13 protein-coding genes are annotated in these 11489 nt (G+C 73.2%); 8 read left to right on the top strand and 5 right to left on the bottom strand.

Going from position 1 to position 11489, the window contains the following annotated elements; translation table 11 throughout:
• The first annotated feature begins 284 nt into the window (after positions 1-284).
• Both aqpZ and M3666_RS16240 read left to right on the top strand, forming a co-directional pair.
• The gene (aqpZ, locus tag M3666_RS16245; protein WP_081984767.1) at positions 285-1079 is read left to right on the top strand and encodes an aquaporin Z; all 795 of its coding nucleotides are present in this window, start codon (positions 285-287) and stop codon (positions 1077-1079) included.
• A gap of 36 nt (positions 1080-1115) precedes the next feature.
• Positions 1116-1412, top strand: a complete 297-nt coding sequence (locus M3666_RS16240; protein ID WP_251155799.1) for a hypothetical protein — start codon at positions 1116-1118, stop codon at positions 1410-1412.
• A gap of 123 nt (positions 1413-1535) precedes the next feature.
• Here M3666_RS16240 and M3666_RS16235 read toward each other — a convergent pair whose 3' ends face one another.
• Both M3666_RS16235 and M3666_RS16230 read right to left on the bottom strand, forming a co-directional pair.
• On the bottom strand, positions 1536-2153 hold the full coding sequence (locus tag M3666_RS16235) for a hypothetical protein (protein WP_209685990.1): 618 nt from the start codon (positions 2151-2153) through the stop codon (positions 1536-1538).
• Positions 2154-2280: 127 nt separating this feature from the next.
• Positions 2281-2799 (bottom strand): tetratricopeptide repeat protein, encoded by a 519-nt coding sequence (locus tag M3666_RS16230; RefSeq protein WP_251155798.1) that lies wholly within the window; start codon positions 2797-2799, stop codon positions 2281-2283.
• Between the two features lie 121 nt (positions 2800-2920).
• On the opposite strand from M3666_RS16230, the gene M3666_RS16225 reads away from it, so the two are divergent.
• Complete coding sequence (locus tag M3666_RS16225; RefSeq protein ID WP_251155797.1) at positions 2921-4348, top strand: GAF domain-containing serine/threonine-protein kinase; 1428 nt, start codon at positions 2921-2923, stop codon at positions 4346-4348.
• 6 nt (positions 4349-4354) lie between these two features.
• Here M3666_RS16225 and M3666_RS16220 read toward each other — a convergent pair whose 3' ends face one another.
• Genes M3666_RS16220 through M3666_RS16210 form a run of 3 tightly spaced genes read right to left on the bottom strand, consistent with a single transcriptional unit; the run spans position 4355 to position 6204 of the window.
• The gene (locus M3666_RS16220; RefSeq protein WP_066653429.1) at positions 4355-4609 is read right to left on the bottom strand and encodes a hypothetical protein; all 255 of its coding nucleotides are present in this window, start codon (positions 4607-4609) and stop codon (positions 4355-4357) included.
• Positions 4610-4643: 34 nt separating this feature from the next.
• The gene (locus M3666_RS16215) at positions 4644-5465 is read right to left on the bottom strand and encodes a PmoA family protein (protein ID WP_251155796.1); all 822 of its coding nucleotides are present in this window, start codon (positions 5463-5465) and stop codon (positions 4644-4646) included.
• A gap of 10 nt (positions 5466-5475) precedes the next feature.
• A complete protein-coding gene (locus M3666_RS16210; RefSeq protein ID WP_251155795.1) occupies positions 5476-6204 on the bottom strand; it encodes a class I SAM-dependent methyltransferase in 729 nt (242 codons plus the stop codon).
• 387 nt (positions 6205-6591) lie between these two features.
• On the opposite strand from M3666_RS16210, the gene M3666_RS16205 reads away from it, so the two are divergent.
• The 5 genes from M3666_RS16205 to rlmN all read left to right on the top strand — a co-directional run bounded on the left by M3666_RS16205 (position 6592) and on the right by rlmN (position 11207).
• Positions 6592-6759, top strand: a complete 168-nt coding sequence (locus tag M3666_RS16205) for a hypothetical protein (protein WP_251155794.1) — start codon at positions 6592-6594, stop codon at positions 6757-6759.
• Positions 6756-7805 carry a helix-turn-helix domain-containing protein gene (locus M3666_RS17220; protein WP_251155793.1) on the top strand — a complete coding sequence of 350 codons (1050 nt, stop codon included), beginning with the start codon at positions 6756-6758 and terminating at the stop codon, positions 7803-7805. The genes M3666_RS16205 and M3666_RS17220 overlap by 4 nt, the downstream gene beginning before the upstream one ends.
• Before the next feature lie 110 nt (positions 7806-7915).
• Positions 7916-8788: an alpha/beta fold hydrolase gene (locus M3666_RS16195; RefSeq protein ID WP_251155792.1), complete on the top strand. Its 873-nt coding sequence runs from the start codon at positions 7916-7918 to the stop codon at positions 8786-8788.
• A gap of 182 nt (positions 8789-8970) precedes the next feature.
• Positions 8971-9921, top strand: coding sequence for a C40 family peptidase (locus tag M3666_RS16190; RefSeq protein WP_251155791.1), 951 nt, complete (start codon positions 8971-8973; stop codon positions 9919-9921).
• A 41-nt stretch (positions 9922-9962) separates the two neighbouring features.
• Positions 9963-11207, top strand: coding sequence for a 23S rRNA (adenine(2503)-C(2))-methyltransferase RlmN (rlmN, locus tag M3666_RS16185; protein ID WP_066653440.1), 1245 nt, complete (start codon positions 9963-9965; stop codon positions 11205-11207).
• Positions 11208-11489 lie beyond the last annotated feature (282 nt).

Below are 11489 nucleotides of genomic sequence, written 5' to 3'. Positions count from 1 at the left end.
ACCGTCCTCGACGCCGTCGACCACGCCCTGACCACCCTCGACCAGACCCTCGGCCGACAGATCCCGGTCCTGGTCCACCTCACCGGCGGCACCCGCACCGCACTGGCACGCACCACCCGCGTCCAGTAACAGCACCACCAGCACCACGCAGCACCACCCACCGGCCGGGGGACGCCCGACGTCCCCCGGCCGTTCCGTGCCCGGAACCGGCCGTCCACACAGCCGCAGCCGAACCCGGGAGGCGACCCGAGCCTCCCGTCCGCAGACCCAGGAGGAGACCCCACATGGCACGCAACCACGGAGCCGTCAGCGCATCGACCTCGGAACAGCGTCGCGAGGACGCTGCCGAGTGGAGCCCGCTGGCCCGCTACCTGTCCGAGTTCTTCGGCACCTTCCTGCTCGTGCTCGGCGGCGTCGGTACGGCACTCTTCGCCGCGAACTTCCCGAGCGACACCGACAACCAGTCCGGCGTCGGCTTCCTCGGCGTCGCACTGGCCTTCGGTCTGACGCTCGTCGCCGGCATCGCCGCCGTCGGGCACATCTCCGGCGGCCACTTCAACCCGGCCGTCACCCTCGGCCTCCTCGCCGCCGGGCGTACGGACCTGCGGCACGTGGCCGGCTACATCGTGTCGCAGGTCCTCGGCGGCCTCGCCGCGACCAGCATCATCGCGATCGTGCTCTCCGGGAAGGCCGGCGCCTTCCGGGCCGCGCACGACGCGGGCTTCGCCTCGAACGGCTTCGGCAGTGCCAGCCCGGGCGGGTACGGCCTCGGCGCCGTCTTCCTGACCGAGGCGGTCCTCACCGGGGTCTTCCTCGCGGTGATCCTCTCGATCACCGCCAAGCAGGAGTACCAGGCCCTCGCCCCGATCGGCATCGGCCTCACCCTGACCCTCATCCACCTGGTGAGCATCCCGGTGAGCAACACCTCCGTGAACCCCGCACGCTCCGTCGCTGCCGCGGTCTACGGTGGGGCCACGCCGCTCGCCCAGCTCTGGGTCTTCATCGTCGCACCGGTCCTCGGTGCGGTCGTCGCCGGCCTGATCGTCCGCGTCGGCGGTCGCCGCCGCATCACCGGCTGACCCCACGCGGTCACACACCGAGAGAAGGAGAACAGCATGCGCAACCGCATCATCGTCATCGGGCTCATCGCCCTGGTCGGCATCTGGATCGGGTCCCGGTCGAACCGGCCCGTCGTGAAGAAGACGAGCACGGCCGAGACCATCCGCAAGGCCTGGAACGACCCGCACGCGCGGAAGCAGCGCGCGAAGCTCCGCAAGAAGATCGAGAAGGCCGCCTCCCGTCCGTTGCTTCACCTGGGCCGACGGCTGAGCAACACTGCGGCGAGCAGCGCGGCCACTCCGAGCAGCACCAACGGCAGGGCCGTGACGGTGAGCCACGTCGCGGTCGGTTGATCCGCAGGGCTCACGAACGCGCCGACGAGCGCCAGCGTCGTTCCTGCACCCGAGAGGAGTGCAGCGATGCACAGCAAGCTGGTCCTCAGGCGATCTCCGGACACGGTCTTCTCCTGCCGTTGGTCATTGGTTGTTGCACCAGACCACGGATCCCGGCGGGATGTTGTGGATGACGGTGCCTCGCCCGCGAGACGAGCATGCGGTCAGCACGCCGCCGGCGACTGCGAGACCGGCAGCGATGATGCCTGCCGCAGCTCCTCCGAGACCGGTCGCGGCGGTGATGATCCCGATGGCGGTCGCGACTCCCGCAGAAGCTCCGAGCACGCCGAGCAGTCTCGTGGTGTTGCAAGAGTTGAGGTAGACGTTCAGCTGGATCCCGGTGTGGTCCCACCGATTCTTCCCGGCGCAGGCGCGCACGACGGCGGTCGACCGTTCTACCTCGTCAACGAGCTGGCGGTCGACCGCAGCGTGCCGACTGGCGAGACCGACCAGCGACCGTCCGGTCGCGAACGCATCGACTGCCTCGGTGGACACGCCGATTGCGCGCGCACGATCTCCATCGAAGACGCCGTCGCTGCCGATCGCACTCGACAAGGCGGCCCCGAGGGAAGCAGCCGAAGGGTCGGATGGTGCAGCGTGGGCCGGTGACACCGACGCGACCGAGGCGACGAGCGCGACCATGAGCGTCGCGACGCCGAGGCGCTTCCATCGTGCACAAGTGGTGATGATCGATCTGGCCATGACTTCCCCGTTCGTACCGCCGTCTGCGGTCCGACCACTGTCCATCCTGAGCCGGTCGATGTCAAACATCAGGTGTTAATATCAATTGACCAGCGTGCAACTAGTCAGCTTGCTGGGCGAGGGCGGATCAGTCCGCGCCCGTGAGCGCGGCCGCGTAGGCGCGCACCGATCGGTTGTAGCGGGGGAGTGTCGGCTCGACGGCCTCGATCGCCACCCGGAGCGCCTCGTCCACCTGCCCCGCGCTGTGCAGCGCGAGCGCGAGGAAGACGCGAGGGGCCGCTCCGGTCGCGGGGTGCGGTGGGGCGTCGCGGAGCATCGCGATCGCATCGTCGATCCGGCCGAGGTTCCGGAGGGTCGACGCGTGCTGCACGACCAGCCGTACGGCACGATCGGGGTCGACGGTACCGAGCCCCGCCTCGGTCGCCGCGGCGTACTGCTCGTGCGCGGCGGCCTCCTGCCCGCCGGAGTCGTGTGCGCCACCGAGCTCGAACGAGCCGAGCGCGGGATGGGGTGCGACCGCCGCGAGCTCGCGCATCCGGTCGATCCGGGCAGCGTCGTCCACGGTGTCGTCCGCCCACAGCGCCGCGACGCGTGCTTCCCAGTCGGGGTCGGAGGGTCGTGGCTGCGGGGTCTTGGTTTCGCTCACACGGTCACGCTAGCGGCACCGCTGCGACGCGCGACCATCCGGTGGACGTGCCCCTGCGCGCATCCGGGGCACCGGGATGCGAAGATGCATCGTTGCCCACCGACAGGACGACGAGGAACCCATGGGACACGACGACGCCGCGCCGCTCCTCGACGGGCGCTACCGACTCGAGCAGGAGATCGGACGTGGCGGCATGTCCGTCGTGTACCGCGCCACCGACGAGGTGCTGCACCGTCCCGTCGCCGTGAAGCTCTTCCACCCGGGGTCCGTCGACCTGGCACGGCAGGAGGCAGAGCTCGGCGTCCTCGCTGCGCTCGAGCACCACGGGCTGGTCGGGTTGCTCGACGCGGGTGTGGTCGACGTCGTCGGCAGTGGTCCGCGACGCTTCCTCGTCATGTCGCTCGTCGTCGGACAGGACCTGGAGGCGCGGCTCGAGGTCGGACCGCTCTCCGCGAAGCACATCGCCGAGATCGGCTACGACATGGCCGAGGCGCTCGAGTACATCCACCCGCACGGCGTCGTGCACCGCGACATCAAGCCGTCCAACATCCTGCTCGTGGACTACGGCACCGGCTCCGACCGGGCCCGGGCACGGCTGACCGACTTCGGGATCGCCCTGGCCGCGGGGGTCGAACGGCTCACCGCTGACGGTGTCACGACGGGCACGGCTGCCTACCTCAGCCCCGAGCAGGCCCGGGGTGCGGACGTCGGTCCCGCGAGCGACGTGTACTCGCTCGGTCTCGTGCTGCTCCAGTGCTTCACGCGACGCCGCGAGTTCCCGGGGTCGCTCGTCGAGTCCGCCATCGCCCGGCTGTCGCGCGACCCGGTCGTGCCGGAGCCGCTGCCGGAGCACTGGAAGCACCTGCTCCGCGCGATGACGGCGCAGGACCCGACGGAACGGCCCCTCGGCGCGCAACTCGTCGCGATGCTGCGCGACGTCGTCATCACCGAGAGCGCTGCAGCCGACCCCGCGGCCAACGGCGCCCGGTCCGATGCCGCCCCCGCTGCGACCGCGACCGCCGACGCAGGCCCCGCCGAGCCGACCCCAGCCGCCCCGGCGGACGCCCGCCCTGCCACGCTCGACTCGCTGCCCGAGGAGTCGCTGCAGCGGACCGTGGCGATGGCCGCACGGCTCTTCGACGCTCCGATCGCCCTGGTCGACGTGCTCGACGAGGACCGTGAGTGGTCGCAGTCGTGGATCGCCGAGGGGGTCGACGAGGCAGCGCGCAGCATCAGCTTCCGCAGCGGCTTCGCGCCCGTGCCCGTCCCCGTGGTGATCCCGGACGGGTCCGTGCACCCGGAGATGCGGCAGAGTCCGCTCGTCACCGGGCCGCTCGGCATCCGGTTCTACGTGAGCGTGCCCCTGCTGCGGCACGACGGCACCGCGGTGGGGACCCTCGCCGTGCTCGACGTCCGTCCGCGTGAGGCGTCCGAGGGCGACCTGGCGAACCTGCGCGACCTCGCCGCGCTGGCCACCACGCAGCTGGAGCTCCGCCAGGAGTCCCTGCGCACGACGAGCGACGCACTGCCGCTCGACGGCGCGCGCTGACCCGCCTCAGGCGCCGGGTCGGCCGTCCGACCAGGTCATCGCCCGGTCCGCCTGCTCGGCCGTGATCCGGGTCACCGCACCGCAGTTGGTGCACTCGTTGCGGTGCGAGCGCGACAGCGGGACGAGCGGGACGAAGAACAGGCTGAGCTTCGTCGTGCGGCGCACCACCCGCTGCGCCGCCAGGACGCCGCACACCCCGCAGACGAAGCGGACCACGGTGAGCAGGGTGTCGGAGCCGCGGGTGCCGAAGATCAGGAACACACCGCGAGGCTACGCGGACGGCGCAGACGGATCGTCAGCCGTCGGAGGCCGTCACGCGGAAGGACCGCACGAGCGGCTCGTCCGGCCGGACGACGACGGGGGAGCGCCAGGCGAGCGCCGAACCGACCGCGGGGTACTCCGCGACCCGGACGAACCACGGATCGCGGTGGTCCAGCGCCTCGACGAGCACGTGCGCCCGTCCGTCGGCGAAGGAACCGGTCCAGGCCAACCACGGTGCGACGGAACCGTGCACGCGGTGCTCGCCCGCGCCGTCGGGGGTGCGGACCACGACGTCCGTGCAGGCGGCGAACCGCAGGAACCAGCCGCCGTAGCCGGCACCGGAGCGACCGTGGCTGGCCGGACTGCCGAGCGCGACCGGTCGGGCACCGGGCGCGCGGAGCGTGGACGTCCACTCGAGCTGCCAGCCGTCCGGCGTCGCACGCCAGCCGAGCGTGCGGTCCTCGTGGAGCAGCAGCGCGCCGGCCGGGTCGCGCCATTCGGTGCCGAGCCGCACCCGGGCGCCGTCCGTCTCAGAGGGGCCGACGTTCGCGGTGCCGTGGTCGTCCTGCCACCGGTAGCCGGGACCGTCCACGTACGTCGGTCCACCCCAGCAGTTGACGCCGTCGAGGTCCGGGAACGCGACGCCGAGGCCGCAGTGCCAGGGGTGGTCCTCGGGGTGACGGTCGGTGAGCACCACGCCGCCGAGGGTCCGCACCGGGTGCAGGAAGGGCCGCGGCACCCAGGCCGACGGGACGTCCGCGCCGTCGTGCAGCTCGCCCACCCTGACCCCGGCGACGTCGAGCGGCACGACGACGCCGTGCGCCGTGCCCGTGCCCTCCGTGCCGTCCGTCCCCACCTCGCCGACGCTACGCGTCGACCTCCGCCGGCCGCCGCCGCACGAGCACGACGCTGTCCACCGTCTCGTGTCGCTCCCCGTCCGGTCCGGTCGCCGATCGCGGTCGGCCCTCGGCCACCAGGACGTCCCACCCGTCGTCGAGCCGCAGCGCCGCCAGGTCCTGCTCGGGCGTCGGGAAGCGGTAGGACCGCATCTCCTCGGGCACGTCGCGGTGCGGCGGAGCGGCGTGGGCGGTGACGAGCAGGTGCCCGCCGGGGGCGACCGCCGTGGTCGCCCGGTGCAGGATCGCGTCGCGGGGGATGCCGACCGGCCACGACTGCAGGAAGGACGCCGTGACCAGGTCGAACCGCTCGTCGGGAGCCGGGCTCCAGGTCGCCAGGTCGGCGGCGACGAACCGGGTCCGTCCGGCCACCCCGGCCGACCGCGCCGCACGGTCGGCGCGGTCGACGGCGGTCTGCGACAGGTCGACACCGGTCACCGTCCAGCCCTGCTCCGCGAGCCAGACGACGTCGCCGCCCTCACCGCACCCGAGGTCGAGTGCCCGGCCGCCACCCGACGGCAGTCCGGCGACCACGTCGGCGAGCACCGCGTTCACCCGGCCCGACCAGATCCCGTCCCGTTCGGCGTACCGGGCCTCCCACCAGTCACGCGCCGTGCCGCCCCCACCCGCGGGAGTGCCGTCGGGGCGGGCCGAGGTGTGTGCGTCGGCGGGGGCGGAGGGGTCGTCGTGCGCGTGCATCCGCCCAGTCGACCGCGCACCGGAGCGCACCGCAAGGATCCTTGCCGGACCGGCAACGGCGGCCCGCCGCGATCAGGCCCGGACCGGCGACGGCAGCCTGTCGCGAGCGGCTGCCGGACGGGAGGCACACGGCCGCCCGCCACGCGCCTCCCGTCCGTCGCACACCGGACGGACGGACGACGACGTTCCGTCCGGAGTGCGCGGCCTGGGTGTCCGGTGTCCGCGGTGCCGTCCGGCGGCGCGTACCGTCGCCGACACGACGAGATCGTCCGGCGGCCACGCCACGCGGGGGCCGCCAGGGTGGGTGCCACGCCACCCCGCGACCCTGCCGACCGGACGCTCCGGACGACGCAGGACGCCAGGCGGTCGTGATGCAGGGAGCACGACATGTCGACGTACCAGACGGACGAGCGGGTCGAACCGGTCCGCGTCATCACCTACCGGCACCTCCGCCGAGCCGCGCGTCGGGGCTGGGCGGTGCCCGAGGGCGCCCCGGCGCCGTCGCTCGCGGACCTGGGGCGGGTCCGCGGACCCAGCCGCGGCGACCGCACGTGATCACCGCGACCGTCGACCCGCCCGCGGAGGACCGGTCGACCGAGCAGCGCCGGACCTCGGTCCGACAGGTCGTGCACAGCGGCACGGAACGCGGCGGGGCCCGCACCCTCCACGAGGACGTGTACGACGGCCACGACCTGTGGTGCCGTCCCGACGGGGACGCCCCCTTCAGCTACCGGTACCGCGCCACCGGGGACGGGCGGGTGAGCCTGCGGACCTCGTCGGTCTCGGCGCACCACGGCGGTGTGCTCGACCCCGGTCGGCAGTACCTGCTCGCGTGGTCGGTCGAGGGCGGTGTCGTGCTCGACCCGGACCGCGAGGACGGCGTCACGCTCCGCCCGGGCGTCCCGGTGATGTGCCCGGCGGGTCGCCCCTTCTCGGTGGTGGCGCCGCCCGGCACCGTGCACCTGGTGCACTTCGACGCGGACTTCCTCGAGGCCGTCGCGGTCGTCGGCGGTGCGGCCGTCCCCGTGCCGCTGGCGTTCCCGGCCGCCGTGCCGTCCGCCCGCCTCGCGCCGTTGCAGCGCACGCTCCGCGAGCTCGCCGGTGCGATGCTCGACGTCGACGTGGTCGACGGAGAGCGGGCGGTGCTGGACCTGCGCCTCGCCGAGGCCGTCCTCGAGGCGTTCCGCCCCGACCCCGACGGCGGTGTCCCCGACGGCTCCGTCGCCACGCTCGAGCGGGCGAAGGCGTACATGTACGCGCACTTCGCCCGCCCGCTCAGCACCGCGGAGATCGCCGCCGGCGCCGAGTCCAGCGTCCGGACGCTGCAGGAGACCTTCCAACGGCACGAGGCATCGACGCCGACCGCGTTCCTCCGGGACCTCCGGCTCGACAAGGCCCGGATCGCGCTGCAGCTCGCCGACGCACGGGAGACCTCGGTGGGAGCCGTGGCGTCCTCCTGCGGCTTCCGGCACATGGGGCGTTTCTCCGGCGCGTACTCCGCGCGCTACGGGGAGCACCCGGGGGAGACGCTGCGAGGGCAGCGACGGATGATCGCGGTCGCCGGGACCTCCGGTCGCACGCGGGGGTCCCAGCCGGGCTGAGCCCGCCCGTCTCCCTCGCCTGTCCGGATCCGCAGGTCGGCCGGGAGGCACCCGGCGCGTCCACCGCGCAGCCCCGGTCCGCCCCATGCTGCGCTGGGTAGCGTGCAGGGATGCAGCGGACGTCACCGAGCACCGGGACCGGCGGGATCGCGGTCGCCGTGCGCGGCACCGGCGCCCCGGTCCTCGTCCTGCACGGCACCCCCGGCGGGATCTCCTCCGCCGAGGCGATGGCCCGCTTCCTGCCCTCCGACCGCTTCCGCGTCGTGACCCTCGCACGACCGGGTTACGCGGGGACGACCCTCGAGCCGGACCACCCCTCGCTCGACGACGAGGCCGACCGGTACGCGGCGCTCCTCGACGGGCTCGGCATCGACCGTGTCGCCGTGCTGGCGTGGTCCGGCGGCGGCCCGGCTGCCTACCGGTTCGCGGTCCGCCACCCGGACCGGATCCGGACGCTCGTCGTCGTCGCCGGGCTGTCCGCGCGGTGGGTCCCGCCGAAGCCGTCCTTCGCCGAGTGGGTCGTCGCGTACACCCGGGTCGGTGCGGCGCTCGCCGCGTCCGCCGCGCGACTGCTGCCGTCCGTCGTCGTCCGCACCGCCGAGGCCGGCGTCAGCTCCCTGCGCGGGCGGGCACTCACCGCACACGTCGCGGACGTCCTGCACGACCGGCCCCGGCGCCGGGTCCTGCTCGACCTGTCCTCGAGCGGCAACGCGGGCGGGCGCAACCGTCCGGGGTGGGACAACGACGTGCGGGTGCTCGGAGCGGTGGACGACCTCGAGCTCGGGGCCGTCCGGGCACCGACGCTCCTGGTGCACGGCGACGCGGACACCGAGGTCCCGATGGAGCACAGTGTCCGGGCCGCTGCGACCGTGCCCGGAGCCGAGCTCCTCACACTGCCCGGCGGCACCCACTTCGGGCTCTGGGACCACCACGACGCGGCCCGCGTGCAGGAGCGCGTCCGGAGCCACCTCGAGCGCGCCTGACCGCTGCCGCGCCTGACCGCTGCGTACCGGCTCCGCTCGCTCGGGGAGGGCTACGCTCGACCCGGCAGGCTGAGACGAACCGCAGGAACCGGACGCTCCAGCCCTGGCGGTCACAGCTTCGTGACCAATACGTTATCTCCCGGAGCCGGTCGACCACCCGTCGCCCGATCGCGGAAGGAACCATGGGACGACACGCACTGCCCGCAGCCCACGACGGCGCACGGTCGGCAGCACCCGAGCCGACCGCACCCGGATCGTCGGGACCCGCGGAGCTGCGGCGTCCCCGCGGCCGTCGCGCCGCCCTCGGCCCCGCGGTCGCCCGTTCCTCCTTCGTGCAGCCCGCGAAGCCCGCGCGCACGGTCTCGCTCGCCGCACCGCGCCCGGTCGCGTCGACCGCCGTGGCCGGCGCCGCGGTGCTCTCACGCTCCGCAGCACTCCGCGCCGAGCGTGCCGCGGACCCGCGGCACGTCCGCCGCGCCGCGAACGCCAAGCGCGCGGCGATCCTGCTCGCACCGGCGCTCGCCGTGACGTCGACGCTGACGCTCGCGGTCCCTGCGGACGCGGCCCCGGCGACCACGACGAGCAGCTCGTCGTCCACCGTCACGGCTGCGGACGACGCGCAGTCCTTCACCGTCGCCCGCGACGTCGAGGTCCCCGTCGTGCAGACGGACGGCATGACGACCACCACGACGATCGTGTCCTACCCGACGATCGTCACGAAGTACGGCGTCACCACGCAGCAGGCCGAGGCGGCCATCTCGAAGGTGCTGTCGGCGGGCGGCAAGCGCGCCACGATCGTCTCGACGGCGCTGCAGTACATGGGGGACCCGTACGTCGAGGGCGGCGCGAGCCACTCCGGCATCGACTGCTCGGGACTGACGATGGTGGCGTACGCGGCCGTCGGCATCCCGCTCGTCCACTACGTGCCGTCGCAGGACGCGGTCGCCACGACGATCCCGCAGTCCGAGGCCCTGCCGGGCGACCTCGTGGTGTTCGACGACGAGGACCACGTCGGCATCTACCTCGGCGACGGCATCGTGCTGCAGGCGCCGCACCCCGGCGACCCGGTCGACATCGTGCCGCTGTACCCGAACGCCCACCACTTCGCGCGTCTGCTGCCCGCGGGGGAGTGACGCGTCGACGGGGAGTTGCGCACCTCCCGTAAACTGGAGTGATGGCCACCGAGACCCGCACCCCGTTCGAGGAGCAGCGCTCCACGCGTCCGCAGGTGCGCCCGCGCACCGAGGGGTGGACCCAGGCGCAGGACTCCGAGGGGCGACCCCTCCTGCAGTTCGCGTCGCCGAAGCGCGGCAAGCCGCCGGTGCACCTCGCCGACATGACCATCGAGGAGCGCGTCGCGAAGGTCAAGGAGCTCGGCCTGCCCGGCTTCCGCGCCAAGCAGCTGTCGACGCACTACTTCACGCACTGGTCGTCCGACCCGGCGACGATGACCGACCTGCCGGCAGCTCAGCGCGAGGAACTCGTGGCCGGGATGCTGCCGCCGCTCCTCACGGAGACCCGACGTCTGGCGACGGACAAGGGCGACACGATCAAGTTCCTCTGGAAGCTGCACGACGGCGCCCTGGTCGAGTCGGTGCTGATGCGCTACCCCGGTCGCATCACGCTCTGCGTCTCGTCGCAGGCGGGCTGCGGCATGAACTGCCCGTTCTGCGCCACCGGCCAGGCGGGGTTGACCCGCAACATGTCGACCGCCGAGATCATCGAGCAGATCGTCCGCGCGAACGCCGCGATCGCCGCCGGCGAGCTCGGGGGTGACCCGCGCAAGGGCGGGCAGGACCGCGTCGACGCCGAGCGGGTCACGAACATCGTCTTCATGGGGATGGGCGAGCCGCTCGCCAACTACAAGCGGGTCATCGAGGCGGTGCGCACGATGATCGCCCCGCAGCCGCACGGTCTCGGGATGAGCGCGCGCGGCATCACCGTCTCCACCGTCGGCCTGGTGCCGGCGATCAAGAAGCTCGCGGACGAGGACATCCCGCTCACCTTCGCCCTGTCGCTGCACGCGCCGGACGACGAGCTCCGCGACGAGCTCATCCCAGTGAACTCGCGGTGGAAGGCCGACGAGGCGATCGACGCCGCGTACGAGTACTACGCGAAGACCGGTCGACGGGTCTCGATCGAGTACGCCCTCATCAAGGACATGAACGACCACGCCTGGCGCGCCGACCTGCTCGCCGAGAAGCTCAACGCGCGTGGCAAGGGCTGGGTGCACGTCAACCCGATCCCGCTCAACCCGACGCCCGGTTCGGTCTGGACCTCGTCGGAGCCCCACGTGCAGGACGAGTTCGTCCGCCGGCTGAACGCTGCGGGCGTCCCGACGACCCTGCGCGACACCCGCGGCAAGGAGATCGACGGCGCGTGCGGCCAGTTGGCCGCGGCGGACGAGACGGACGTCTGAGCCGACGATCGGTCGGACGGGAGGCACGGTGCGGGTCCGCACCGTGCCTTCCGTCGTTCCCGGGTCGCGTCGGCACGCGTGCCACCGCCGTCCGGCACCCGTCGGTCCACGGCTCGGTACCCCTCCTCCCGCGAGTCCTCGGGGAAGTCGGGGGACGACACGCCCGGGATGTGGGTGGTGTTGGTGGTGTGGTCGGGCCGTGCGTAGAGTAATCACTCGTTGCCGCTGAGGCGGAGAACGGAACGGCCGAGACGGTCACCGGGTTCACCTGGGGATCTTGTC

The sequence above is a fragment of the Curtobacterium sp. ODYSSEY 48 V2 genome, assembly GCF_023712625.1.
In the GTDB taxonomy this organism is placed as follows: Bacteria; Actinomycetota; Actinomycetes; order Actinomycetales; family Microbacteriaceae; genus Curtobacterium.
The sequence above is the reverse complement of the archived record's forward strand: the minus strand, read 5'-3'. Positions and strand labels throughout refer to the sequence as shown.

What these genes read in the sequence shown, in the direction of transcription:
- aqpZ (WP_081984767.1), top strand. Translation starts at nt 285, where the DNA reads ATGGCACGCAACCACGGAGCCGTCAGCGCATCGACCTCGGAACAGCGT.
- M3666_RS16240 (WP_251155799.1), top strand. Translation starts at nt 1,116, where the DNA reads ATGCGCAACCGCATCATCGTCATCGGGCTCATCGCCCTGGTCGGCATC.
- M3666_RS16235 (WP_209685990.1), bottom strand. Translation starts at nt 2,153, where the DNA reads ATGGCCAGATCGATCATCACCACTTGTGCACGATGGAAGCGCCTCGGC.
- M3666_RS16225 (WP_251155797.1), top strand. Translation starts at nt 2,921, where the DNA reads ATGGGACACGACGACGCCGCGCCGCTCCTCGACGGGCGCTACCGACTC.
- M3666_RS16210 (WP_251155795.1), bottom strand. Translation starts at nt 6,204, where the DNA reads ATGCACGCGCACGACGACCCCTCCGCCCCCGCCGACGCACACACCTCG.
- M3666_RS16205 (WP_251155794.1), top strand. Translation starts at nt 6,592, where the DNA reads ATGTCGACGTACCAGACGGACGAGCGGGTCGAACCGGTCCGCGTCATC.
- M3666_RS16195 (WP_251155792.1), top strand. Translation starts at nt 7,916, where the DNA reads ATGCAGCGGACGTCACCGAGCACCGGGACCGGCGGGATCGCGGTCGCC.
- M3666_RS16190 (WP_251155791.1), top strand. Translation starts at nt 8,971, where the DNA reads ATGGGACGACACGCACTGCCCGCAGCCCACGACGGCGCACGGTCGGCA.
- rlmN (WP_066653440.1), top strand. Translation starts at nt 9,963, where the DNA reads ATGGCCACCGAGACCCGCACCCCGTTCGAGGAGCAGCGCTCCACGCGT.